Source organism: Paenibacillus sp. 481, from assembly GCF_021223605.1.
Lineage (GTDB): Bacteria > Bacillota > Bacilli > Paenibacillales > Paenibacillaceae > Paenibacillus_B.
On record NZ_CP075175.1, the window covers coordinates 3942627 to 3969034 of the forward strand.

The window sequence follows — 26408 nt, forward strand, 5'->3', positions numbered from 1 at the left end:
GTGAAGCGGTGATAGATGTAGTTCTAGACGTTACGTTGTTAACTGAGCTTCGGTTGCAGCAACCGGAATATGTGAAAATGAGCGGAAATCAAACAAGCCCATATCGGTAAGCTTCAGTTCTGGAATGACGGGTAAGCATAAAAACGACAACGTTACAAACGGATGAAACGCTGTTGCTGCGCCGACCTGTATCAAAGCTTGGTGCAACTGATCGAGTTGAGCCAGTACCTCTGTGTAACTGTCGGTTGAAATAAGTCCGCACAATGACAAACGCAGCGATGCAAGCACTTGACCATTTTGTACAACGACTAGGCCACCGTTCATTTGCTGTACAGCTTGAGCTGCTGCCACCATGTCTTCATGGTTAGTGCCCGCTACGACTAAGTTATGTGAATCATGCGCGACCGTGGAAGCAATTGCTCCAGCTGTAAGTTTGAATCCTTTGACGATACCGACACCGACGTTGCCAGTCAGATGATGTCTTTCCAGAACGGCTAACGTTAATTGATCGTTAACTATGGATGGCTGGAAGAAGCCTTCACGCACCGTCACTTCCTCAATCAGATGCTTCGTAATCAAGCTGTTAGGCTCAATGCCAATAACATGACAACGATGCTGCTGCTCCGTCAGCTGTCCAGCGTTCTCAACGTGCCTCGGACTAGCTGGTTCCAGTTCGATCCGGAACATCGTCTCATCCAAGTGCGGCAGCCGCACGGTTTGTAGTAACTGTTGCGGGATACTAGGTTGTGGCAATTGAGGCCCAACATAGTGCCCATTTTCAGCGACAAGACGGCCTTGTTTATATACTTGAGCGATAGACAAGTTGTCTAAATCATCAAGGAAGAGCAAATCTGCCTCATAGCCAGCTGCCACCGCTCCCTTAAGACTTAAACCGTAGCATTCTGCAGCATTTAAGGAAGCCATTTGAATCGCCTGTAGCGGAGCAATCCCGCTCGCAATCGCCAGCCGTACATTATGGTCAATGCTGCCCTCGTGTAGCAGCTCGTCCAAATGTTTGTCATCTGTACAGAACATAAAGCGGCGTGCATTGTACGGTGTAACGACGGGCGCAAGCGCCTTCACATCTTTGGCGACCGAGCCCTCACGCATAAGCACATACATGCCATTGCGCAGCCGTTCTTTCGCCTCAGCAGCTGCGACACATTCGTGATCCGTCCGAATGCCGCCCGTTCGTAACACTTGCAGCGCTTCATTGCTCAGCCCAGCGCAATGCCCATCAATATAGCCGCCATTGTGCCAAGCGTCGGCCAACTTATCTACCATATCCGCAGCTCCATTTTGCACGGACGGGTAATCCATCACTTCAGCTAACCCTAGAACACGGGGATGTCCATAGAAGGGGCGTAAATGCTCTGCCTCCAACCGTGCGCCAGCATGTTCAAAAGGTGTTGCAGGAACACATGAAGGCAGCATCATAAATACGTCCAACGGTATACGTTCGGATGCGTCTAGCATAAATTGAATGCCGTCTGCCCCTGATACGTTGGCGATCTCATGCGGGTCCGCGATAACGGTCGTGACGCCGTGTGGAATGACCGCACGAGCAAATTCCGGTGGCGTGACCATGGAAGATTCAATATGCACATGAGCATCTATAAAGGCAGGGGAGATGTAACGCCCCGCAGCGTCGATGATTTGTTGCCCTTCGTAGTTGCCGATCCCAACAATGACCCCATCTGTGATGGCAATATCACCTTCAATAAGTTCTAAATTAAACACATCTATGATGCGTCCGTTACGAATCACGATGTCCGCGGGTTTACGTTTGCTTGATGCAGCCAGTCGTTGCTGCAATTTGTCTTTGTCGATAGGATTAGAATGGTTAGTGTTATACGTTGAGTTATCCGTCTGGTTGTTCATTTCAATGCAAATCTCCCTTGTGTAAAAATAAAAAAAACTCTAGCGCGCCGCTAGAGTTTGACATGTAAGGAGAGTAAGACAAAGCCTTGCAAAAATAGCGCGGCCGAGTGTGCGGCGTAGCATCGTTGCAAGACGTCTGTCATTCATTCCTCGTAGTCAAACTATTTACGGTAGTTTGGTAGAAACTTCTGGACCATATTTCCAAATATTATACGAAGATCAATATGCGATTAAAAAATAGATTGTTCCCTATAGTAGCGGGTGCCACCAACATCGTCAATGGTTTATTTTGGATAACTAGGACTTATCAGTACTATTCTCCTTAAAAAAACGGCCTGTCATGATGTAGCGAGTTACATCGCGGAACACGTTCGCTTTGTACAAAGCCGTCAAAATAACGAGTGAAATAATGCCGAGAAAAATGCCGGCCACTCCAAGTAATTTTAATCCGGCAAACAAAGAAATAAGCAGCAGTAGCGGATGCAGACCCAGATTCGTGGCATACAGCTTAGGCTCAATCGATTGTCTCACGACGAGAATGGCTAACCATAACAAGAGCATTCCCGTGCCCAGATACGTATTGCCGTTTAAATACGCGATACAAGCCCAAGGTACAACGATAGCAGGAATACCTACGATCGGGATGAGATCGACGATACCGCCAATAATGGCGATCGTAAGTGCATATTTAACATCCAAAATAAGCAACCCAATCAAAAATATAAAAGCTGATATGGCTGATAAAATGAACGTGACTTTTAAGTAGCCAAACACGCCGTGTTGAATGTCGCGCAATACGATAGAAATCGAGCGACGTGCTTTGTCTGGAACGAGAGAAGCACCTTTAGCCGTGATTTTGTGCCAGTCTTTGCTTATGAGAAACGTCGCTACCATGACAATGACTGTAATCAATGCAAAATTAGGAAGCACAAGAATCGTTGATTTCAGCAGGTTGAATACAAAGGCGACGATCGTGGTGCCGACGTTAGCGACTGTGCTCGTATACTGCGACAATGTCTCCTTAATTTCTTGTAAGCCAATCGTATTGTTTAAATCGGCCAGCAACTGCTGGAATTCAGCGGAATGAACATATTGATTAGCTACACCGCTCCACCATACGATCTGTTCTTGGACGATGCCGGCAATAAACCAGGCTTCTTCGACTATTTTAGTCGTAAATACGTACACCGCTAACGTGATGACGATGAGAAACAAGATGAGAGCTGTAGTCACGGCAACCCAGCGAGGGAACGAAGCCCGATGCTCTAGTAGCCGCACAAACGGGTTCATCATGTAAGCAAGTAGCCACGCGACGAGAAAAGGATACAAAATGGGAAAGCTGAAATACATAAGCATGACAATGGCAATGATGACGATGCTCACCCACACAGCACGAAAAATTCGATGTAACAATGAGTAGTTGATTGCGGACATAGTCTAAAATACCTCCAGTGAGTACATTTTAGCAGAATGGAGAATGAAACCCAAATATGAGGCGAAATGACTGTTATCAGTAAAAAATAATGTGCTGCCCGTTAACAACTACGGGTTTGACATTTCATCTAAGGTCATCTCCAAGCTCGGTGCAAGCTTTTGCAAAAAGTAATCTACCTCTGGCATGGCGAGCTGCTTTAATTTTTGCTCCGTTTGCCGCTTGGCCACGGCGAATTCACGATTGCCTGCGCACAATTCAAACGCGCATTTTACATATGCATCCAGCAAATCGGCTGCTTTTACGTATTGCCGCAGCTCATCCTCTTGCTTGGCATCAATAAGCGCCGCATAGGTCGGTTGCAGCTCCGCAGGAATCATACTAATGAGCCGTTCAGCTGCTAAATGCTCAATTTCCCGAAAATTAGCTAATATTTTGGGATTGTGATGCTTAACTGGGGTGGGGATATCGCCCGTAAACACTTCGGTCGCGTCATGAAACAACGCGATCGTGACCGCCATGCCGCTGTTCACCGCTTTGCCGAACACGACGTTCGCGATCGTACATAGCATGTGGGTCGTCATCGCCACATGGAACGAATGCTCTGCAACGTTGTCGCGAGTTGTATTGCGCATCAAGCTCCACCGTTCAATATGTTTAAGCCTGTACATATAGGCGAAAAAGTGGCTAATTTCGGTTGGGATGTCGGATAGCTCCTTAGATTCGTCGTCGGAGCTGTCCGTGTGTAGATGGGAGACCATGTTCGTGTCAGATCCGGTTTGAGTATCAGTCGTGTCACCCGTATTAGTCGTGCGGGCACTAGCGTGAGCGTTGATGCCAGTGTCGGAGTGGGATTCGGATGTGCTCATACAACATTCCATCCTTTCAAAAGGGCTTTGTTATGCTATTATATGATTGTTGGTATTTTTTGAATAGAAACATTTCAATATCATTCCCGAGCCACCTAGACCTTACAACACGATAGCTTTTCATCCGGGATACTTGCGACGAGAGGGGTAAAGGTATTATCATGCAGCACTTTGAGCAAAGCGTTTACGAACTAATTGTGGAAGCGTCTACAAACTTACCCGGCGATGTGCGCCGTGCCATTCGCCATGCCCAAGAGCGAGAGGATGCGGCAACTCGTTCTGGACTATCACTCACTACGATTGCCCGCAACATTAAGATGGCAGAGCGCAATGTGTCGCCGATATGTCAAGATACGGGCATGCCGACTTTTATCGTGCACACGCCTATCGGTGCAAATCAGATCATTATGAAGGAACAGATTCGCACAGCGGTGAGCCGGGCTACTAAAGCAGGCAAGCTGCGCACGAATTCTGTAGATTCTTTAAACGGGTCAAATAGTGGTGACAACCTCGGACCGGGGACACCGGTAATCCACTTCGAGCAATGGAACCGTGACGAAGTGGAAGTAAAGCTTATTTTGAAAGGTGGCGGCTGTGAAAATAAAAATATTCAGTACAGTTTGCCGATGGAAATTGAAGGACTAGGCAAGGCAGGTCGTGATTTGGACGGCATTCGCAAATGCATTCTGCATGCTGTGTATCAGGCGCAAGGGCAAGGATGCAGTGCAGGCTTTATCGGCGTCGGTATCGGAGGAGACCGCACGACGGGTTATGAGTTGGCCAAGCATCAATTGTTCCGTCATGTGCATGACGAAAATGATATTCCTGAGCTGAAGCAGCTTGAAGATTACGTGCTGGACAAGGCGAATGAGCTTGGAATCGGTACGATGGGCTTTGGCGGCGAAGTGACCTTACTGGGCTGTAAAGTGGGAGTTATGAACCGTTTGCCAGCAAGCTTCTTTGTGTCGGTCGCTTATAATTGCTGGGCATTCCGCCGTCAAGGCGTATTGTTGAACAGCGAGTCCGGTGTCATTACGGAGTGGGTGTATGAACGTGGCACAGAAGTGCCAATGAGCGAAGAAGTGCTTGGTCAAGCAGCGGCGCAGACGGCAGCAAGCAGCGAAGTTGACAGCACGGGTACTGCTGGCGGTAGCACAGAGAGTGCAAGCCAAGGCGGGCGCCAAGTGGTACTATCGACGCCAATTACAGAAGAAGCGATTCGCGCACTGCGTGTCGGTGATGTCGTCATTATTAATGGCGAAATGCATACCGGTCGCGATGCGTTGCATAAGCACTTAATGGACCACGATTCGCCAGTTGATTTGAATGGCGCTGTTATTTATCATTGCGGTCCGGTTATGTTGCAGGATGAAGATGGCTGGCACGTGAAAGCAGCTGGGCCGACGACGAGTATCCGTGAGGAGCCGTATCAAGGCGATATTATTAAAAAGTTCGGCATCCGCGCCGTGATCGGCAAAGGCGGTATGGGAGCGAAGACGTTGGCAGCGCTGCAAGAGCATGGCGGTGTTTATTTGAATGCCATCGGCGGAGCTGCACAATATTACGCAGAATGTATTAAAAAAGTGAACAGCGTCGACTTTTTGGAATTCGGTATTCCCGAAGCGATGTGGCACCTTGAAGTTGAAGGTTTTGCTGCAATCGTAACGATGGATGCCCATGGCAACAGTCTGCACGCTGAAGTAGATAAAAGCTCGTTCGAGAAACTAGCACAGTACAAGGAAACTGTATTCAAATGAACTCATCTGAACCTACACCATTAGGCATTAAACTTAATCATTGGTTTGAGCGTTATATGTTCGTATTAGTCCCCGGCAGCTTAGTGCTGGGGATTATTTGCAGTGGTATTTTGATTCAATACGTACCATTCATACCGTGGTTGTTCGGATTTGTAACATTTGTGATGGGATTAGGCTGTAAATTCCGCGACGTAACTGCGGCGTTTGGGCGTCCGCTCTTATTTTTAAACGTATTCGTGATTGCCCATGTCTTGTCGCCGCTAATGGCGTTTGGCATTGGAAACGCCTTATTTGGCGAAAATGCGGATTATACAGCAGGGCTCGTTCTGTTTACTGTGATTCCGTTAGGTGTTTCCTCGGTGTTGTGGGTCAGTATGGCCCGCGGACCTGTTCCTTTGATTCTTGCACTCGTCGTAGCCGATTCACTGCTTAGTCCGCTGATCGTTCCGTTCTCTATTTCGCTGCTGTTCGGGGAAATGGTTCATTTTGATACGTGGGACATGCTCGTTGATTTGTTGCTGATCGTCGTGCTGCCGATGATCGGCGGCATTGTAGTCAATGAACTCAGCAAAGGGCAGGCTAAGCCGAAGACCGCACCAGTTACACTACCGTTGTCGAAGCTAGCCTTTATGGCTGTCGTCATGTTCAATGCAGCAGCGATTGGCCCGTTCGTCCACTCATGGGGATGGGACGCTTTTTACTTGTTTATGGTCGTCATCTTGGTCGTTGCGGCATGCTATGCTGTTGGAGCTTGGAGCTCGTCCTTGTTTCGAACGCCACAGTCGACTGTTGAGGAGAGAGCAGCATTGCGAGGAACGCTTGGCTTTGCTTGCGGGATGCGTAACAATTCGCTAGGGATCGTGCTTGCCATGCAATATTTTGGCCCAGAAGCCGCTGTTGCGGTCGTTCTTTCAATCTTAATTCAACAGCCAGGGGCTACGTTGTTTTACGCTCTTTTACAAAAATTTAATACAAAAGCACCTAGTCAAAAAGAGGTCATATAAGTACGATAAGAGTTCAGAAGAGTTTCAGTAGTATTTCGAATTAAGATTAATCCGTGTAACATGAAAGTTATGAAATAGAGAATTGAAGTGGAGAGATAGGCATGACGCATTTTCGTACGAGGCTGACGCTCTTATTCGTGCTGTTAATCGGGATATCGATGCTGTTAGCAGGTATTTATATGGCGAATACGTTTAAGCGGAGTCATATCGAGCAATTAGAACGAAATATGTCCCGGGAAATGAAGCTCATTCAGCAGACATTAACTTGGAAAAGTACAGAGCAACGAGATGAGGCCGGTCGATACTATACGGACTGGTCACACAAGCTGCATGAAAGTGCAAATGCACGGGTCACGTTTATTTTAGCGGATGGCACGGTTATTGGTGATTCCAAGCATAACGTCAGCCAAATGGACAACCATTTGAAGCGGGAAGAGATTGTCGCTGCGCAAAAGCAAGGAATCGGCTCGAACATTCGCTACAGCGAAACGTCAAAGCAGAACATGCTGTATGTGGCAACTCCTATAAAATTCCCTCAATATAATGGTTATTTGCGTTTGGCGATGGGATTAGAGGAAATTGAAAAAAGCGTACGTGAGCTATGGGTTTATTTGGGTGCGGGCCTATTCGTTCTGTTCTTTGTCGCTGCCTTTACCAGTTATCGCATTGCTTACAGTTTAACTCGTCCGATTGAAAAGATGACAAGGGTTGCGCTGCGTATCGCGCACATGGATTACCGTGCCCGCGTGCATGCAACAGGCAAGGATGAGATTGGTCAGTTAGGCTCTGCGATTAACGCGATGGCGGATAGTTTGCAAATCCAATTGACCCAAATTCGGGAGAACGAGAGTCGTTTGCAGTCCGTGCTGGAACATATGATCAATGGTATCGTTATGGTCGAAGCAGACGGCAAAGTGGAGTTGCTTAACAGCAAGGCGGAGCGTATTTTAGGCGTGAAATGCCATGATTGGGTAGGCAAGTCTTTTAAAGAAGTAAGAGCTCCCCATGAGCTTATGCAAATGGTCGCTGATGTCGCGGAGCATAAATTAATGCTGCATGACGAAATTGCGATTTACTATCCGCAAGAGCGGTTGCTCGATGTGAATGTCGTACCTGTGTACACTTCAGACAAACAATGGTCGGGTGTGCTGTTGTTTATGCAAGACGTCTCTGCCATTCGCCGACTAGAGCGGATGCGCAGTGAATTTGTAGCGAACGTTTCGCATGAAATTAAGACGCCTGTCGCTGCTGTCAAAGGCTTTGCTGAAACGTTAATGAATGGTGCGATGAATGATCCCGATACGGCGCAGTCATTCCTGCGTATTATTTATGATGAGAGTGAGCGGTTGAATCGACTTATCGGGGACATTTTGGAGTTGTCTAAAATCGAATCCAAAAAAGTGCCGCTGCAATTTTCACCTGTTCATATGAGCAGCTTTTTAGAGCAGACGACAGAAATGTTGCAGCAGGCGGCAGAGACTAAGCACATCGAGGTGCTATTGCAAACCGATGAGGAAATGTATTTGGAGGCAGATGAAGACCGCCTGCGCCAAATCGTGCTCAATTTATTATCGAATGCGATCAATTATACGCCTGAAGGTGGTCATGTTAAAATTTCGGCATACCCACTTGATGTAGCTGCGAACGGGGATTATGAGCAGATACGATTAACGATTTCGGATACGGGCATGGGTATACCGAAGAAAGATTTGCCGCGTATTTTTGAGCGGTTTTATCGAGTAGATAAAGCACGTTCTCGCAGCTCTGGGGGAACGGGCTTGGGCTTGTCTATTGTGAAACACTTGGTGGAAGCGCATCGTGGTCATATCCAAGTTGAAAGTGAATCTGGCTTGGGAACGACGTTTACGATCGAGTTACCTGTGTTACAGGATACGGTGGCATTTATACGCCAATACCCGTAGTCGATTTGATCTATGGGGCGATACTTGCGAATGAAATGCAGTAGATATCCATAATTGGATTCAATTATATATATGGCATTTCATAAAAAGGATAGTCGTCGTCTATTTATTTATGTTACGATGACAAAAAACGAGAACTGCGAAATGATGCGGACTTTCGGAGGAACAGTAATGTCGGAAATAAAAGTGTTAGTTATTGAGGATGAGCCGACGCTTGCTCGCCTATTATCGTATAATTTGACGCTCGAAGGTTATGAGACGACTGTTGTTGATCATGGATCTCAGGGGCTTCATACAGCACTTCATCATCATTTTGATCTCATTATATTGGACATTATGTTGCCTGGAATGAATGGGTTTGAAGTATTGACGAAGCTGCGACAAGCAGGAGGGAAGACGCCAGTTATCATTTTGACGGCGCGCAACGCAGAGGAGGAAGTCGTCCAAGGGCTCAAATGTGGAGCGGACGATTACATTACGAAGCCATTCGGCGTAGCTGAGCTGCTTGCCCGTGCTTCAGCCGTCCTGCGGCGTACATCCAATGATGGACTGCCACTCGGGCTTGAGCCAAGTCGTGATGAGAAAGTGATTACTTTAGGCGAGTTGAGCATTTATCCGGAAAGGTATGAAGTCACGCTGCATAACGAACTGATTCCGCTGCGGCCCAAAGAATTTGAAGTGCTGCTTCATTTAGTGCAGCGGCCAGGAACAGTCATTACGCGCGATGACCTCATGAATGCGGTGTGGGGATTTGATTATATCGGCGGTCAGCGTACGGTTGACGTTCACGTCAGCTCGCTCCGCAAAAAGCTGGAAATGAACCAGCAATCCGTGCAAATCGACTCGATCCGTGGAGTCGGCTACAAATTAATGGTGCAAAAAAACAAATAAAGAGCACATCTCGCTTGGCTTGCGAGGTGTGCTTTTTTATTTATATACATGTTCAGACATATCTTAAAGGCGTTCAAAAAAGTTACCTGTATTTCGAAAAAATGGGCAAGCTAAGTGAGCATCTTTAATGATTGTGTGAATGAAAGCATTCCACACTTGCTCATAAAAGATTAAATGATTAAAAGATTTTACACTGCGTTAACAAATGTCCAAAACAGTCTTAACAAACAACCGTTAATATTCAAATTGTAAGCAACGAAGCAACACATACAACAAATGAAAACATGCAATGAACAGATGTAAAGCACTCGTAAAATCATGATGCAGGTATCCACTTCAGAATAGCTGTGAACGCTATGAAATGGATTCGAAGACTACATTTTTAACACAGACAAGGGAGTGGGTTATTTTGAAAAAGTGGGGCAAAAAAATCATGCTGTTAACATTGGTAGCAGCGTTGACAGTTGTAGTAGCAGCTTGTGGAGGTCAATCAACGGGTAGCAACAATACAGCTGGCTCGAACACGGAAGCGACTTCTCCTGAAAAATTGTCCGGTACGATTGATATCGATGGTTCAAGTACCGTGTTCCCTGTAACAGAAGCGATCGCAGAGGAGTTTGGTGCTGAACATCGTGATGTTCGTGTATCCGTAGGAACTTCAGGTACAGGTTCTGGGTTTAAACGTTTCGCCAAAGGCGACATCGCGATTAGCAACGCTTCACGTCCGATTAAGGAGCAAGAAGCAGCTGATGCTAAAAAGAACGGCGTCGATTTTGTAGAATTGACGGTTGCATATGACGGGTTGTCCATCGTAGTGAATAAAGATAACACATGGGTTGACCATATTACAGTAGATGAATTGAAAAAGATTTATGAGCCAGCTTCTAAAGTGAAAACGTGGGCAGATGTACGTGCAGGTTGGCCAAATGAAGAGATTGTCATTTACTCGCCAGCTTCCAACCACGGAACGTTCGATTACTTCACAGAAGAAATTAACGGCAAAGCGGGCGATAGCCGTAACGATAACCAAATTACGTACAGTGCAGATACGAACGCTATCGTACAAGGTGTGTCTGGTGAAAAGAACGCTCTCGGCTACTTCGGCTACTCGTTCTATGAAGAGAACAAGGACAACATGAAACTCGTTCCGGTCAATAACGGTAAAGCTACAGTCACGCCGTCCGAAGCGACAATTAAAGATGGAAGCTATGCGCCGTTGTCACGTCCGTTGCTCGTCTATGTGAGCAAGCCGCATTTGAAAAAGCCAGAGGTGAAAGCATTCGTTGAGTTCTATTTACACAACGTGGGCGATATCGCGAGAGAAGTTGGCTATGTAGCGATGCCGCAAGACAAAGTGGATGAGCAGTTCAAGAAATTGCAATAACCGACCGAACACCAAGAAAAAACGATGATTCGCATCGTGAACAAGGTTGAACATGTGATGTCTCTTGCCAAGTGAAGTACATGCAGAGCCATCACATTTTCATCGCAACATTGTTAACGAATTGTAAATGATGCAAAGTGAGGTATGAACTATGCAGGCGAATGGTACGCATTCGGATGTAAAAATGTCGTTTAAAAACAGCAAGTCGCATCTGTCCGACAAAATTGTACCCGTATTTTTGTTTATGTGTGCGGCTTTATCCGTCGTAACGACGATAGGGATCGTATACACACTGATTACCGAGACGCTTGCGTTTTTCCAACATGTAAGCATTAGTGAGTTTTTGTTCGGCACAAAGTGGAGCCCATTGATTGCACCGCAATCGTTCGGTATTCTCCCCCTACTTAGCGGTACATTGCTCGTTACCGTAATTGCTTGTATCGTAGCGCTGCCACTTGGTCTAGCCAGCGCGATTTACTTAAGTGAGTACGCGCCACAACGCGTTCGTAAAATTGTAAAGCCTATTCTCGAAGTGTTGGCAGGTGTGCCGACAATTGTATATGGTTACTTTGCCCTGACGTTTATTACACCGATTATACGTAGCATCTTCCCCGACGCGGGCGTGTTTAACGCCTTGAGCGCAGGGATCGTGGTCGGGATTATGATTATCCCGATGATTTCTTCCTTAAGCGAAGACGCGATGTCGGCTGTACCGCGCAGCTTGCGCAACGGCGCTTACGCATTAGGGGCGACACGTTTTGAAGTCGCTTGGAAAATTGTCGTTCCGGCCGCGTTATCCGGTATCGTATCGTCGTTCGTCTTAGCCTTTTCCCGTGCGATTGGGGAAACGATGATCGTAACTGTAGCAGCAGGCTCGACGCCGCAGCTGACGCTGAATCCGCTGGAAAGCATCCAGACGATGACAGCCTACATTGCACAAGTCGGCTTGGGCGATACGCCGCACGGCTCCATTGAGTACGGAACGATATATGCAGTCGGCATCACGTTGTTCATTATTACGTTCTTGCTGAACATTATCGCTATGTATGTCGCGAGACGCTTCAGAGAGGAGTACTAGACCGATGAATTTGTTACAGGATGCGAATCGTAAGCAAATCGCCAATCGACGCAAAGCAGACGTAGTGTTTCATGGCTTGTTTATTTTCGCGACATCGATCGGCATTATTGCCTTAATGGCCTTGCTCGTTAACATCATGATGGATGGCTTAACACGCCTCAATTTTGATTTCTTTACATCTAACCCGTCGCGCTTAGCATCACGGGCAGGCATGAAGACAGCGATTGTTGGCTCCATCTACATGGTGCTCATTATGGCACCAATTTCGTTCATAGTTGGTGTAGGCGCTGCCATATATATGGAAGAATACGCAAAGAAAAATGCATTCACTCGCCTTATCCAATTAAATATAAGCACGTTGGCGGGCGTACCGTCGATCGTGTACGGTATTCTTGGCTTGACGATTTTCGTGCAAGGCCTCGCGTTTGGCCGCAGCTTATTATCAGGTGCGCTGACGATGACATTGCTCGTCCTGCCGATCATTATCGTATCGGCGCAAGAAGCGATCCGCGCTGTACCAAGAGCGCGTAGAGATGCTTCCTTTGCTCTTGGAGCAACGAAATGGCAGACGGTTTCCCGTTCTGTCCTGCCATCATCGATGGCTGGTATTTTGACAGGCGTCATCTTGGCGCTCTCCCGTGCTGTCGGTGAAACAGCGCCACTTATTATGGTAGGCGCCGCGACTTACGTTGCCTTTTTGCCAGAAAGCATTATGGATCAATATACAGTTATGCCGATTCAAATTTTCAACTGGATTTCGCGTCCACAACTCGCGTTCCACGAACTGGCGGCAGCCGGTATTATCGTACTGATGGTGCTGCTCGTGCTGATGAACATTTCGGCTATCATTTTGCGCAATAAATATTCGAAAAACGTATAGGGAGGCTATCGTATGACAACCGCAAATGCAACAGCAACGACTGCCTATAAGACACTTATTAATATAAAAGATTTGGATTTGTACTACGGCACGTACCATGCCTTGAAAAAAGTGAACCTAACGATTCCTGCCAACGCAGTTACAGCGTTTATCGGGCCGTCAGGCTGCGGGAAATCGACCTTGCTCCGTACGTTGAACCGGATGAACGATATGATAGCGGGCACGCGGATTGAAGGGAAAGTTGAAATCGCGGGCACCCATATTTACGGCAGTGAAGTCGATGTGGAAACACTTCGCAAAAAGGTAGGGATGGTGTTCCAACAGGCGAATCCATTCCCGAAATCGATATATGATAACGTTGCTTACGGACCACGTTTGCATGGGATTCGCGATAAGGCGAAGCTAGATGAGATCGTAGAGCAAAGCTTGAAGCAATCTGTACTGTGGGAAGAAGTAAAAGACTATTTGAAAAAGTCAGCTTTCAGCCTTTCCGGCGGCCAGCAGCAGCGTCTGTGCATTGCTCGCGCGCTCGCTGTCAACCCTGACATTTTGTTGATGGATGAAGCGACTTCGGCGCTTGACCCGATCTCGACGTTGAAGATTGAGGAGCTTGTCCAAGAGCTGAAACATAAGTATACGATCGTGATGGTTACGCATAACATGCAGCAAGCAGCTCGTATTTCCGACCAAACTGTCTTCTTCTTAAATGGTGAAGTAGTTGAGTTTACAGAGACAGATAAGCTGTTCTCGAACCCAAGTGACCAACGGACAGAGGATTATATTACAGGGCGCTTCGGTTAATTCGTTATTCATATATAAGCAACACCGTTCGGCAAAAGTAACGGCGTTACGCTACAAAGGAGAGTGGATAATATGATTCAACGCAAAGAGCTCGATTCGGCATTGGAACAACTTGGCATTCTACTTGAAGAGATGGGGACGCGCGTCGAGCGTGCCTTATCGGAATCAATTGCTTCTCTACAAACGATGGACGTGGAACGGGCAAAAGCGATTATTGCAGAAGATGTTGAATTGAACCGACTTGAAATTGAAATTATGGATATCGGTTCAAAACTCATTTTGACGCAGCAGCCTGTTGCGAAAGATTTACGTCGTACACTTGTTGCTTTTCGAATTGCTAGTGATTTGGAGCGGATGGGTGACTTATCCATTGATGTTGCGAAAGTCGTCTTGCGTATGAACGGTCAACCGCTTTTGAAGCCACTGGTTGATATTCCGCGTATGGCGGAACTTGTGCAAGTGATGATCCAAGAATCGATCCAGTCGTATGTTGAGGAAAATGTGGATCTTGCCTACAAAATGGCGAAGGACGATGATCAAGTCGATCAATTGTTCGGTCAAATTTTCCAAGAGCTTATTGTAAATGTGGCGAAAAATACAGAAAATGCAACGCAGGCGATGCTGCTTATGTTCGTAGGGCGATATATCGAGCGTATTGCAGATCATGCGACGAATATCGGCGAAAGCGTCGTGTATCTAGTGACGAATGAGCGACCGGATTTAAACAGCTAAATGAAGCGAAATAATCAACCGATCGGGCGGAAAGTGCCGGTCGGTTGTTTTAATGTTGCGACTCATTTCCTTTCCAATGGACGGCTGTGCTATCATGGTGTTATGAGAACAGATTGAGGTGCGTGTATGATGGAAAAAAGAATCGTAATTGACGGAAACAGCATCATTTATCGGGCATTTTTTGCAATGCCTCCTTTGACAAATTCGCAAGGTTTGCATACGAACGCAGTGTACGGCTTTACGACGATGCTGCTTAAAATAATGGAAGAAGAGCGGCCGACACATTTGCTAGTCGCCTTTGATGCGGGCAAGGAAACGTTCCGCCATAGTGACTACAAAGATTACAAGGGCGGTCGCGAAAAAACGCCGCCTGAGCTGTCGGAGCAATTTCCGCTGCTCAAAGACTTGCTTGATGCGCTCGGTGTCGCTCATTTTGAGCTTAGCGGCTACGAAGCCGATGATATCATCGGGACGTTAACGCGCCAAGCGGACGAGGAAGGCAAGACGATGCAAGTCGTTTCTGGCGACAAAGATATGCTTCAATTGGCATCCGACAACGTCACCGTTGTGTTGACCCGCAAAGGGGTTACTGAAATCGAGAAGTACACGCCAGCGACGATTGATGAGAAGTACGGTCTAAAGCCGCTGCAAATTATTGATCTAAAAGGGCTAATGGGCGATACGTCTGATAACATCCCAGGAGTTCCTGGTATTGGTGAGAAGACCGGGCTCAAGTTGCTGCATCAGTTCGGCAGCGTTGAGGGCGTGTTGGACAGCTTGGATCAGTTAAAAGGTAAGCAAAAAGAGAACTTAACGAATCACGCGGATGATGCGCGTTTAAGCAAGAAGCTGGCGACGATTTTCCGCGAAGTACCGCTGGAGCAATCGTGGGAGCGGATGCAATTCGACGGGATGAAATTAGAGACGGCATTGCCAGCGCTGCGCAAGCTGGAATTCAAGTCTGTCGTTGATCGCGTGGAGAAACTGGGTGCAGCTGGTAGCGAAGGAGCTGCCGTAACAGGCGTTGATGGTGAGGCAGATGCGACTCTGTCTAGCGAACAGTTAAACGTTCAGCTGCTGACTTCGGCTAGCCAGTGGGAGGCGCTAAATGAGTCGCTTGAATCAGCCGACACGCTTATTGTCGAGTCGCGTGGCGATAATCCACACCAAGCGGAGCTTATCGGGGTGTGCGTGGCGACACCGGAGGCGAACTGGTATATAACGAAGGAGCAATTGCTAAGCAACGAAGCTGCGGCAGTTCGATCATGGTTAGCCGACGAGAATCGTCTGAAGCACGGCTATGATCTGCACCGTGTTGAGTTGATTTTGCATTGGCATGGTATTGTATTTGCGGGGACAAGCTTTGACGTGCAGCTTGCCTCTTACGTGCTAGACCCGAGCGATTCTGCTTCAACGCTGCAATCGATGGCGGTGAAATATGATCTGCCGCTCACATCGAGTGATGAGGAAGTGTACGGCAAAGGAGCGAAGTTCCGCGTACCTGAGTTAGAGAAGGTAGCGGATCATGCCGCTCGTCAAGCAGCGCTTGTACGCCGTTTAGCTCCGTTGATGGAAGCTGACTTGGAGCGGAACGAAATGAATCGTCTATACTATGAGCTGGAACAGCCGCTATCGCGCATCTTGGCTCAAATGGAGAAGACAGGCATTAAGGTGAACAAGGAGACCCTTCAAGCGTTAGGCAACCAGTTCACCACCGAAATTGATAAAACCGTAACGCGTATTTATGAATTGGCGGGTACGGAATTTAATATTGGTTCACCTAAGCAACTAGGTGAAGTATTGTTCGATAAGCTCGGTCTGCCTGTTATTAAGAAGACGAAGACGGGCTACTCGACAGATGCGGAAGTGTTAGAGAAGCTGGAACCGTATCATGCTGTTATTCCGCTCATCTTGCACTATCGTCAATTAGCTAAGCTGCAATCCACCTATATTGAGGGCTTGCTGAAAGAGGTACGCGATGAAACGGGCAATGTGCATACGTATTTCCGTCAGACGATCGCCGCGACTGGCCGTCTAAGCAGCCAGTTCCCGAACTTGCAGAACATTCCAATCCGTTTGGAGGAAGGCCGCAAAATTAGGCAGGCGTTCGTTCCGTCGGAGGAAGGTTGGTCAATTGTCGCAGCCGACTACTCGCAAATTGAGCTTCGTGTGTTGGCTCATATTTCGGGAGACGAGAAGCTGAAAGAAGCTTTCGTGAAAGATATGGACATTCATACGAAGACAGCGATGGACGTATTCGGCGTGCAGCAAGACGATGTAGATAGCAATATGCGCCGTCAGGCGAAAGCGGTCAATTTCGGTATTGTGTACGGTATTAGCGATTATGGACTATCGCAGAACTTGAACATTACACGTAAGGAAGCGGCGCAGTTTATTGATCAGTATTTTGCCGTGTTCCAAGGTGTTCGTCAGTGGATGGACGAAATCGTGAAGCAGGCGCGTCAGGACGGTTATGTGAAGACGCTGTTAGAGCGTCGTCGCTACTTGAATGATATTCATGCTTCGAATTTCAATGTGCGTTCGTTTGCGGAGCGTACGGCGATGAATACGCCGATTCAAGGTACAGCAGCTGATGTTATTAAGCTGGCGATGGTGCATATGGACAAGCGCTTGCGCGATGAAGGATTGAGAAGCCGCATGCTCTTACAGGTGCATGATGAATTGGTATTTGAAGTGCCGCAGGATGAGCTGGACAAAATGAAGCAGCTTGTGCCAGAGGTGATGGAGCAAGCGTTAGCACTTGATGTTCCATTGCGTGCGGATGTGTCTACAGGAGCGAACTGGTACGAGGCGAAATAAGTAAACTAGGCCGTTCCAGAGTACAAGATGTAAGCGTGAGAAGCGGTTGGATGAAAAATAAACCATTTTGGCCGTTTTAGGTCATTTTTCGGTATAATGGACAACGGGGTGATTGAATATGCCGGAATTACCGGAGGTTGAAACGGTAAAACAAACTTTGAATGCGTTAATTATGGGGAAGCGGATTGAACGAGTGACGGTAACATTGCCTCGTATTATTCAGCGTCCTTTAGAAATAGAGCAGTTCTGTGTTGCGCTTGCTGGACATACGATACAACAAGTAGAACGACGCGGCAAATTTTTGCGTATTTTGCTAGACGGTCTTGTCCTTGTGTCTCACTTGCGAATGGAAGGTCGTTACGGCGTCTATGAGGCGAATGAGCCTGTTGAGAAGCATACGCACGTTATTTTCCATTTTGAAGACGGCACTGAATTAAGATACAAAGATGTGCGCCAATTCGGCACGATGCACCTGTTCAAATCAGGCGACGATCTGACAATGGCGCCTTTGCATAAGCTAGGTATTGAGCCTTTGAGCGAGCAGTTTACGGTCGAGGCGTTCGCCGCAGCGATGCGCAAGCGTCGGAGCGCGATTAAGCCTGTGCTGTTGAATCAACATATTGTGGTGGGCATTGGTAACATTTATGTGGATGAAGCTTTGTCCCGCGCACATATTCATCCGCTGCGTCCTGCGGACAAGCTGACGGATGAGGAGTATGCTCGTCTGCATCAAGAAATTGTGCAGACGTTGCAGGAAGCTATCCATGCTGGAGGCTCGTCCATTAAGTCGTATGTAAATGGACAAGGTGAAATGGGCATGTTCCAGCATCAATTCAAAATGTACGGCCGACAAGGTGAACCATGCCACGATTGTGGCACGATTATTGAAAAGACAGTTGTCGGGGGCCGAGGCACCCACTTTTGTCCGCGATGCCAGACGGTCTAAAATAAAACAATAGATGCACCCCTCTCCGCACGTGCCCATATGATGTCGTAATTGATGTCATGGGCTTGCGTTCACGAACCTGTGAACGAGGCTTAACCCAAGCTGGGTCATATGGCAAGCACACTGAGGGAGGGAGTATGTTGCTCATTCAAGTTGCATCGATGCTGGCTTTAGCTTTTTCGCTAAGCTTAGACAGCTTCGGAGTAGGAATGACATACGGGCTGCGCAAGCTTCGTATTCCTTGGACTTCTATCGTTATTATTTCGATCTGTTCCGGCTTGATCATTTTATGTTCCATGCAGGTGGGATTATGGTTTATTCACTTGTTTTCTGCGCAAGCGGCTCGTTGGGTTGGCGGACTTATTTTAATCGTGATCGGTTGTTTCGCGATGGTTCAGTTTGTTCGATCTTCGCGCTCGGGTGAGCACGAGGAGCCCAACGAAGCGCTGCAGCAGCAACCGGGGAATTTATCCGCGGCTGGGGCGCTGCAATCGCAAGCGGAGAATTCATCCACGGCTGGAGCGCTGCAACCGCAATCGAGAGACTCATCTGCAACTGAAGCGTTAGTACGAGTATCTGCTGTGGATGAAGTTGAGCGGGTGGAGCTGGGGCGTGGGGATATCCGTGTGGATGCCCATGCTGTAGTTCATGCCAATGCTAGCGCAAGTGCTGATGCTAATGTTCATGCTAATGCAACTGCTAATGCAACTGCTAATGCAACTGCTAATGCTCGTGCTAGTGCCAATGCTTATGCTGATCTCTATGCAGGTGTTCGCGCTAAACAACGAGCCGATGATTACAAGACGATTGCCCGCATTCAATTGAAACGGCTTGGGCTTGTCATTCAAATTTTACGAACGCCTGATGCGGCTGACCTTGATCGTTCGGGAACGATTAGCGCTTCAGAGGCGGCGTGGCTCGGAATTGCATTGTCCTTAGATGCATTCGGTGCTGGCATTGGTGCAGCGCTGCTCGGCTTTCCGCCGTTGGCGACTGCGCTCATGATCGCGTTGTTTAGCGGAGCTTTTTTACGGTTAGGCATCCAGATTGGAATGACATGCTCGCATTGGCTGTGGATACGGAGAGTCACCTTTTTACCTGGAATATTGTTAATTGGGATGGGCATAGCTAAATTATTATAGCCAGATGATTGCGGAAGAGGTGAGGGTGTGAACATCGGATTGACCGGCGGAATTGCTTCGGGAAAAAGTACGGTCTCTCAAATGTTGGTGAGACATGGCGCCTTGCTTGTTGATGCTGATCAGATTGCCAGGGAGATCGTTCTTCCTGGCAGTCCTGCATTACAAAAAATAGCGGATCAATTTGGAGCGGACATGCTACTCTCAGATGGCTCGCTGCATCGCAAGCGATTGGGTGAAATCGTGTTTGCTAATCCAGAACAGCGCAAGTTGCTGGAATCGATCACTCATCCCGCTATTCGTGCGCGTATGATGGCACAGATGAGTCAATATGAGCAGGAGCATCCCGATAAGCTTGTTGTCGTTGATGTCCCTTTGTTGTTTGAATCGGGCATGGAATCGCTATTTCAAATGGTTATGGTTGTGTACGTCCCGCGGGATGTTCAATTGCAGCGCTTAATGAACCGAGATTGTAGTAACGAGGAGCAAGCTAGGCAAAGGCTGGCTGCGCAAATGGATATCGAGCTGAAACGTGAGCGAGCTGACGTTGTCATTGACAACAGTCATAGTTTGGAGGAAACCGAACGGCAAGTGCTGCACTTTTTAACTGAGCAAGGCTGTCTGGGCTTATGATTGATCGTTGGATGAGGCTGATGAGAAAAAAGCGGATATTTTTGCTGCTATTTCTCGGCTTTTTGTTTTTATTGTTTTTTCAGTCGCAGTGGTTGGCGCGGTGGATGTACCCGATTCATTTTGAAGAGTCCATTCAAAAGGTTGCGGCCACCTACAATCTTGACCCGCTGCTTATTGCAGCTGTCATTCGTGTCGAGACGAATTACGAGTTAGGTCGTGAATCGCGAAAAGGAGCCATTGGCATTATGCAACTGATGCCGAACACGGCAACTTGGGCCATGGAGCAGTTGAAGGTGGACAAGCAATGGTCTTTAGACCAGCTGAAAAATGAGGCAGAGCCGAGTATTCGGCTTGGTGCTTGGTATTTGAAGTCGTTACATAAACAATTCAAAGGAAATAGGATTGCAGCGATTGCGGCTTATAATGCGGGCCCTGGAAACGTGTCTAAGTGGCTGAGCAATGGAACGTGGGATGGACAGTATGACACGGCGCAGGACCAAATTCCGTTTGGTGAAACAAGGCAGTACGTGAAGCGGGTCATTCATTATTATGAAAAGTACAAAAGTATTTATTCGCTGATGTAACATGGCTCATTCATGGATGAGCATGGTTCGATATAAAAAGAAGCATCGGTCAAGATGCCTTGCAGCTATCTTGTACCGACGCCTCTTCGTCAAACTAAATTAGTATTGACCTGCAAGTTGTTGCTCTGCGATTTGCACGAGACGTTTCGTGATGTAACCACCGATCGAACCGGCATCGCGTGTAGCCAAGTTACCGTAGTAACCGTCTTGAGAAAGGTTGATACCTAATTCTTGAGCGATTTCGAATTTCAATTGCTCAAGAGCTCCGGACGCTTGAGGAACGACTAAGTTATTGCTGGAACGGTTGCTCATTTCATTCACCTCCTTGCGGTTGGTAATTGTATTGTGCGCAATCTGGCGAACTTCATTACAGGTAACGGTTGGGATTTTTAGTTAATTGATGTACATCAGGTGTGAATAGGATGGAGGAATGGAAATGAAATGTCCTTATTGCGATCATTTTGGGACAAAAGTGTTAGACTCGCGCCCGGCAAACGACAACAAGTCGATTCGTCGCCGTCGTGAATGTGAGCAGTGTAGCAAACGTTTTACAACGTTTGAAATGGTGGAGGAAACGCCGCTAATCGTCATTAAAAAGGATGGCAGCCGCGAAGAATTTAGTCGCGAAAAAATGTTGCGCGGATTAATTCGTGCCTGCGAAAAGCGTCCAGTTTCAGTTGAGCGCTTAGAGATGATGGCATCCGAAGTGGAGAAGCAATTGCGCAACACGGCGCATGCTGAGGTGGAGAGCCGCGTTATTGGCGATTTCGTGATGGAGCAGCTGTATCCGGTGGATGAGGTGGCGTATGTGCGCTTTGCTTCGGTATATCGTCAATTTAAAGATATTAGCATGTTTATGAAGGAGCTTACGCACCTGCTGTCTAAAAACCCGTTAGGGGATGTGCAGGAGCCGTAGGCTTGGGCTTTAGTTTATTGATTGTGGCGTTTATAATGGTGTGTGCTTGTCTTGATTGTAGAGGCATGCGCACACTTTTATTTTTGCGGCAATGTGCAATGTGCAATGTGGAGTGACTGTGGGACTGGAGTGGCTGGCGAGGTTAGAGTGCGATTAGAGCGCGAGTTGAGCGGTTAGATGAAAATGATTATGTTGATCTTATGTGTGATGGATATGGTTATTTCGTTAGATATTGAATATTGACAAAAAAATGCATTCGGTGCTATAATTTTTTTACGACATGGGGCCTTAGCTCAGCTGGGAGAGCGCTTCGCTGGCAGTGAAGAGGTCAGGGGTTCGATCCCCCTAGGTTCCACCATACTTAATCGTCAAAACGGCAGAGATGCCGTTTTTTTTGTTTTCCCAAATATGAATGAGACTTGATGAATTCAAGGTGGGCTTTTCCGCGACTTCTGCTAAGGTTCTTGTTCCTCTACATCCTGTAGATGGGAATTTGGAACAACCATGAAAATCTCCATGTCTACCTTCTCAAAAGACCATTATCGAATTGCAGTAAGGATATGCTTAAAACTCGAAGTTAAAGATAAATGCTATGCAATTTTTAAATTTGATGGATTTTGAAAAAGAAATTAAATCCATAAGTTGTATAAAAAAGACTATCTCTTGATCATTTTCGATCATTGAGAGATAGTCTTTTTTCTATGACAACTTCTCAACATAAGCGCTTTGGCTAGCATTTGACACACTATTAATACTCATAATATACTTTATAAAGTATAGTAAATATATTTTATATATAAATAATCCAGAAACATACCAAGGACTTGTATAACTTAACATAGAGAACAATTTCGGTTTCATTATTTGAAACTTAATTCTCTTTTTTTGCAGTATTTTTTTAATAAAAGTAATATAGGCGAGGACTGAGGTGAAGAGATGGGACAATATGAAGTAGCCACTTTGAAAAAGGGTTTGCAAATACTGGAGTTGATCAAACAACAAGAAGCACTCACACTTACTGAAATTACAAATACGCTTGATTTGAACAAATCTACGGCATTCCGTTTACTTGCCACATTGGCAGAAATGGATTATGTGTATAAATTTCAGAATCAATTTCATTTGAATCACAAGATGTTTTGTGGCCATTTTGAGAGAAGAGCAGATTTTGATTGGGTATCTTTAAAGTCTGTTTATAAGCTGGCAAAAAAACTTGGGCAAAGTGTGTATATCGGGAAAATGGATGAGACGAATCTTGTGATGACACAAGTATTACATGCCCCTTTTACAGTGCCGGCTCAAGAGGAGATTGGGAATCGTTCACGTTTACATCAGTCAGCACTTGGCAAGGTCATTTTGGCTAATTTACCACTCAGCACCCAGCAAAAATGGTTGCAAAAGCTATCCTTTGTGAAGGCAACTGAAAACACGTTTGAGGATTTGCAGTTATTTATGCATCATTTGAAGGTAATTGAGAAACAGGGCTACGCATTCGACGATGAAGAACGAGTCGTGGGTATTCGATGTATTGCAGTGCCGCTTTTTAAGCAAGAACAAGTCATTGCTGCTGTTGCTATTGCTGCACCAAAGGACGCTATTACACGCGCGAATATGAAGCGGTTCGTTGCACTTCTGACAAAGGGAAGCGAAGCCATTACTCACGAAATACAGTCATTGATTTTATAGAATCAATTGGACTAAACCAGGAGGAAGAAAGATGAAAATAGTAGCAATCGTAGGAAGTATCCGTGAAAAATCATTGAATTTGCAGTTAGCACAACATATACAAAAGCGTTATGCAGAAACATTTGAACTAGAAATCTTGAGCTTACGTGATTTACCAATGTATAACCAAGACATCGAGCTTGATGCACCGCAAGCTGTGATAGATTTCAAAGCAAAAGTAAATGCAGCAGACGCCGTGCTTTGGGTTACACCAGAATATAACTCAACAATTCCAGGCGTTTTAGGCAATGCTATTGACTGGATGAGTCGGGTGGATAAAGTCATGCACGGCAAACCATCTATCATGATGGGTGCGTCAATGGGTGCAATGGGTACAGTTAAAGCGCAAATGCATTTACGAGACATCTTATTTGCCAGTGGTCTGAACTCACCATTGTTGCCAATGAATGAAGTCTATGTTGGTTCTGCACACGAAAAATTCGACTCAGAAGGCCATTTAACGGATGAAGCGACGATTTCTTTTCTAGATACTGTAATTGTTAACTTTATGCAATGGATGAAACAATTTAAGTAATGAAACGAATCTAACGAATCCCTTAGCGCATTTTGGCGTGAGGGATTTTTTATAAGGAGGATAACATGAGCAAGCGATATGAACGGTTATTTCAAAATTTCACATTTAATAGTGGCGTGCAAGTTAGAAATCGACTCATGATGGCTCCAATGACCACTTTTTCCGCAGATCAACATGATTATGTATCAGTAGAAGAGCTTGATTATTATCGTTTGCGTGCGAATGGTGTTGGAACAGTCATTACAGCCTGTGCTTATGTCGCAAAAAGTGGTAAAGGCTTTGACGGGCAAATGGCGATTGATCATGACGGGACAATTGATGGGCTTACTCGACTTGCAAAAGTGATTCATGAAGGTGGCGCTAAAGCGGTAGTGCAGCTCTACCATGGGGGAAGACTTGCAGTGCCTCGTTTAGTTCCAAATCAAGAAACGTGGAGTGCTAGCCATGTAGCGCCACTTCTTGATCGTGGTTTTTATAGTATCGACCAAGCACCTAAAGCGTTATCTCATGAAGAAGTGTTACAAATCGTCCATGATTTTGGAGAAGCAACACGACGCGCGATTGTCGCAGGCTTTGATGGAATTGAGCTCCACGGTGCGAGTGGCTATTTACTTCAACAATTTGTTTCACCGCATTCGAATCGTAGACAGGATAACTGGGGTGGGTCTGAAGCGAAGCGATTAAATTTCTCGTTAGCGATCATTGAAGAAGTGAAACGTGTGATTGCGGAGTATGCGACAAAACCATTTTTAATTGGTTATCGTTTTTCACCGGAAGAGCCGGAGACACCTGGTATCACGATGAAAGAAACGTTTGGACTCGTGGAGGCGCTCATTGAACATCAACTCGATTATGTACATTTGGCGTCAACAGATGCTTGGGCAAAACCACGGCGTGGTGTAACGAGTGAAAGATCACGCATGGAACTTTTAGCTGAAAGGATTAATAATCGTGTGCCGCTTATCGGGGTAGGTTCAATTCATTCAGCGGATGATGCGCTAGCGGTGCTAGAGCAAGCGAATGTGCCCTTTGTAGCAATTGGACGGGCTCTAGTTGTTGATCCTCAGTGGGTTGAGAAAGTACATGCAGGTAATGAATCTCTTATTACGCATATTTTAAAAACAACCGTTCAGAAAGAGAAATGTATACCTACCCCTCTATGGCAATTAATTTTATCGCATGAAGGTTGGTTTCCTGTGGAAAAAGAAAAGTGATTTTCTGGTAGTTGTGCGGTGCATATCTAAATCGTATTTATTTGGTTAACAAACAAAAATGCCCATGATGATTTTTAAAATCATTATGGGCATTTTTCCGTAGAAGATTGAGGTTATTTACTATTTTACATTTACATTAAATCTTTACCTTGCTCGCTCTCACTGTAGATGGAAATGAGAACAATCGCTGTTTCTTCACCGATGTTTCTAACTAGATGAGGTGTGCAAGCATTCCAGCTGAAAGAATCGCCTTCCTCAAATTCAGCTGAATCTTCTCCTTGTTCTGCATAGATTCTTCCTTTCACAACAAAATGAACTTCTTCTCCCTCATGTGCATGTGGGACATCTCCTGTTAAAGCGCCGGGAGGTAACTCAACAAGCCTCATCTGTAAGTTCTTTGTTGAACTTAAGTGCTCCACTTTTAAATTTTCAATCCCGCTTTTTGTGATCCGTCGTTCTGCTTTGCGGACGATGTTCATTCGTTCTTCTTGTCGCAGGAGCAAATAAGCCAAAGGTACATTCAAAGTTTTAGCAATACTCGCCAATGTGGCGATGGAAGGGGATGTTTTGTTGTTTTCGACTTGGCTCATGAAGCCTTGCGATAAGCCGGTTTCTTCGCAGATTTGAGTGATGGAAATGTTTTTACGTTTACGGATGGCCCGTATGGTAGCGCCGATGTTCATATCGTATTCACCTCTAAGAGATATTTGTAATACTAAATATAAATTTATAATAACAATATTTTTGTTGACATGCCACATCACTTCGAATTATATTTGTAATACGAAAAATATATTGTTATAGGTAATATAATAAAAAGGAGATTTATTAATCATGAATAAAGTAACAGTGGTATCGACTCTAATGCGTGTGGTGTTAGGAATATTATTTTTAGCCCACGGCATTAGTAAATTGAACATGGGTTTGGTGAATGTCGAAGCTTGGTTTAGTTCCTTGGGTATTCCTGGAGGAGTAGCGTATTTTGTAGCTGCTCTCGAAATTGTTGGTGGGATAATGCTTATTGTAGGGCTCTTTACCCGTTATGTTTCAGCTTTATTTGCAATTATGCTTACAGGCGCGATCTTTACAGCAAAGCTCTCCACCGGTTTGCTTGGCAATAATCAAATGGCAGGTTATGAGTTGGATTTGATTCTTATCATCACATCGATGTATATGTTCGTAGCCGATCGCTCACCTCTCTCAGTCGATCACGCTTTATTTGGAAGAAGAAGTGCTAAAAAATAAGTAAAGAAATTTATTCGAAA

At 46.0% G+C, this 26408-nt stretch carries 24 protein-coding genes, 1 tRNA gene and 1 riboswitch; of the genes, 20 read left to right on the forward strand and 5 right to left on the reverse strand.

Annotated features, from left to right (window positions below; all coding sequences use genetic code 11):
• Nucleotides 1-30: 30 nt before the first annotated feature.
• The 3 genes from ade to yfbR form a co-directional block, all read right to left on the reverse strand.
• Nucleotides 31-1881 (reverse strand): adenine deaminase, encoded by a 1851-nt coding sequence (gene ade, locus KIK04_RS17385; RefSeq protein WP_232274866.1) that lies wholly within the window; start codon nt 1879-1881, stop codon nt 31-33.
• Between the two features lie 133 nt (nt 1882-2014).
• A riboswitch (purine riboswitch) is annotated at nt 2015-2117 on the reverse strand.
• 61 nt (nt 2118-2178) lie between these two features.
• Nucleotides 2179-3315, reverse strand: a complete 1137-nt coding sequence (gene ytvI / locus KIK04_RS17390) for a sporulation integral membrane protein YtvI (RefSeq protein ID WP_232274867.1) — start codon at nt 3313-3315, stop codon at nt 2179-2181.
• 108 nt (nt 3316-3423) lie between these two features.
• Nucleotides 3424-4005 carry a 5'-deoxynucleotidase gene (yfbR, locus tag KIK04_RS17395; protein ID WP_269671034.1) on the reverse strand — a complete coding sequence of 194 codons (582 nt, stop codon included), beginning with the start codon at nt 4003-4005 and terminating at the stop codon, nt 3424-3426.
• Nucleotides 4006-4343: 338 nt separating this feature from the next.
• Between yfbR and KIK04_RS17400 the strand changes: the two genes are divergently transcribed.
• From KIK04_RS17400 to KIK04_RS17465, 14 genes are all read left to right on the forward strand, one after another.
• Nucleotides 4344-5939 carry a fumarate hydratase gene (locus KIK04_RS17400; RefSeq protein WP_232274868.1) on the forward strand — a complete coding sequence of 532 codons (1596 nt, stop codon included), beginning with the start codon at nt 4344-4346 and terminating at the stop codon, nt 5937-5939.
• A complete protein-coding gene (locus KIK04_RS17405) occupies nt 5936-6943 on the forward strand; it encodes a bile acid:sodium symporter family protein (RefSeq protein WP_232274869.1) in 1008 nt (335 codons plus the stop codon). The genes KIK04_RS17400 and KIK04_RS17405 overlap by 4 nt, the downstream gene beginning before the upstream one ends.
• A 101-nt stretch (nt 6944-7044) precedes the next feature.
• Nucleotides 7045-8865, forward strand: coding sequence for a two-component system histidine kinase PnpS (gene pnpS / locus KIK04_RS17410; protein ID WP_232274870.1), 1821 nt, complete (start codon nt 7045-7047; stop codon nt 8863-8865).
• Between the two features lie 171 nt (nt 8866-9036).
• Nucleotides 9037-9756, forward strand: coding sequence for a response regulator transcription factor (locus KIK04_RS17415; protein ID WP_232274871.1), 720 nt, complete (start codon nt 9037-9039; stop codon nt 9754-9756).
• Nucleotides 9757-10117: 361 nt separating this feature from the next.
• Nucleotides 10118-11140: a PstS family phosphate ABC transporter substrate-binding protein gene (locus KIK04_RS17420; RefSeq protein ID WP_232274872.1), complete on the forward strand. Its 1023-nt coding sequence runs from the start codon at nt 10118-10120 to the stop codon at nt 11138-11140.
• A gap of 151 nt (nt 11141-11291) precedes the next feature.
• Entirely contained in the window at nt 11292-12218 is a 927-nt protein-coding gene (gene pstC, locus KIK04_RS17425; RefSeq protein ID WP_232274873.1) for a phosphate ABC transporter permease subunit PstC, read from the forward strand.
• A 4-nt stretch (nt 12219-12222) separates the two neighbouring features.
• Nucleotides 12223-13098, forward strand: a complete 876-nt coding sequence (gene pstA / locus KIK04_RS17430; protein ID WP_232274874.1) for a phosphate ABC transporter permease PstA — start codon at nt 12223-12225, stop codon at nt 13096-13098.
• Nucleotides 13099-13110: 12 nt separating this feature from the next.
• Nucleotides 13111-13899, forward strand: a complete 789-nt coding sequence (gene pstB / locus KIK04_RS17435) for a phosphate ABC transporter ATP-binding protein PstB (RefSeq protein ID WP_232274875.1) — start codon at nt 13111-13113, stop codon at nt 13897-13899.
• Between the two features lie 72 nt (nt 13900-13971).
• The gene (gene phoU / locus KIK04_RS17440) at nt 13972-14631 is read left to right on the forward strand and encodes a phosphate signaling complex protein PhoU (protein WP_232274876.1); all 660 of its coding nucleotides are present in this window, start codon (nt 13972-13974) and stop codon (nt 14629-14631) included.
• Nucleotides 14632-14760: 129 nt separating this feature from the next.
• Nucleotides 14761-17451, forward strand: coding sequence for a DNA polymerase I (gene polA, locus KIK04_RS17445; protein WP_232278794.1), 2691 nt, complete (start codon nt 14761-14763; stop codon nt 17449-17451).
• Nucleotides 17452-17569: 118 nt separating this feature from the next.
• On the forward strand, nt 17570-18397 hold the full coding sequence (mutM, locus tag KIK04_RS17450; protein WP_232274877.1) for a DNA-formamidopyrimidine glycosylase: 828 nt from the start codon (nt 17570-17572) through the stop codon (nt 18395-18397).
• 137 nt (nt 18398-18534) lie between these two features.
• Entirely contained in the window at nt 18535-19539 is a 1005-nt protein-coding gene (locus KIK04_RS17455; protein ID WP_232274878.1) for an MntP/YtaF family protein, read from the forward strand.
• Between the two features lie 27 nt (nt 19540-19566).
• Nucleotides 19567-20169, forward strand: coding sequence for a dephospho-CoA kinase (gene coaE / locus KIK04_RS17460; protein WP_232274879.1), 603 nt, complete (start codon nt 19567-19569; stop codon nt 20167-20169).
• Nucleotides 20166-20753: a lytic transglycosylase domain-containing protein gene (locus KIK04_RS17465; RefSeq protein WP_232274880.1), complete on the forward strand. Its 588-nt coding sequence runs from the start codon at nt 20166-20168 to the stop codon at nt 20751-20753. The genes coaE and KIK04_RS17465 overlap by 4 nt, the downstream gene beginning before the upstream one ends.
• 99 nt (nt 20754-20852) lie before the next feature.
• Here KIK04_RS17465 and KIK04_RS17470 read toward each other — a convergent pair whose 3' ends face one another.
• Nucleotides 20853-21065 carry an alpha/beta-type small acid-soluble spore protein gene (locus KIK04_RS17470; RefSeq protein ID WP_232274881.1) on the reverse strand — a complete coding sequence of 71 codons (213 nt, stop codon included), beginning with the start codon at nt 21063-21065 and terminating at the stop codon, nt 20853-20855.
• 124 nt (nt 21066-21189) lie between these two features.
• Here KIK04_RS17470 and nrdR point away from each other — a divergent pair, with 124 nt between their 5' ends.
• From nrdR to KIK04_RS17495, 5 genes are all read left to right on the forward strand, one after another.
• Nucleotides 21190-21669 carry a transcriptional regulator NrdR gene (nrdR, locus tag KIK04_RS17475; RefSeq protein ID WP_232274882.1) on the forward strand — a complete coding sequence of 160 codons (480 nt, stop codon included), beginning with the start codon at nt 21190-21192 and terminating at the stop codon, nt 21667-21669.
• A 282-nt stretch (nt 21670-21951) separates the two neighbouring features.
• A tRNA-Ala gene (locus tag KIK04_RS17480) sits at nt 21952-22027 on the forward strand.
• Between the two features lie 578 nt (nt 22028-22605).
• Nucleotides 22606-23355: an IclR family transcriptional regulator gene (locus KIK04_RS17485; RefSeq protein WP_232274883.1), complete on the forward strand. Its 750-nt coding sequence runs from the start codon at nt 22606-22608 to the stop codon at nt 23353-23355.
• A gap of 31 nt (nt 23356-23386) precedes the next feature.
• Nucleotides 23387-23929, forward strand: coding sequence for an NADPH-dependent FMN reductase (locus KIK04_RS17490; protein WP_232274884.1), 543 nt, complete (start codon nt 23387-23389; stop codon nt 23927-23929).
• 65 nt (nt 23930-23994) lie between these two features.
• Nucleotides 23995-25143: an NADH-dependent flavin oxidoreductase gene (locus KIK04_RS17495; RefSeq protein WP_232274885.1), complete on the forward strand. Its 1149-nt coding sequence runs from the start codon at nt 23995-23997 to the stop codon at nt 25141-25143.
• 131 nt (nt 25144-25274) lie between these two features.
• On the opposite strand, the gene KIK04_RS17500 is transcribed toward KIK04_RS17495, so the two are convergent.
• The gene (locus tag KIK04_RS17500) at nt 25275-25826 is read right to left on the reverse strand and encodes a helix-turn-helix domain-containing protein (protein WP_232274886.1); all 552 of its coding nucleotides are present in this window, start codon (nt 25824-25826) and stop codon (nt 25275-25277) included.
• A gap of 151 nt (nt 25827-25977) precedes the next feature.
• On the opposite strand from KIK04_RS17500, the gene KIK04_RS17505 reads away from it, so the two are divergent.
• Nucleotides 25978-26388, forward strand: coding sequence for a DoxX family protein (locus tag KIK04_RS17505; RefSeq protein ID WP_232274887.1), 411 nt, complete (start codon nt 25978-25980; stop codon nt 26386-26388).
• The last annotated feature ends 20 nt before the right edge of the window (nt 26389-26408 follow it).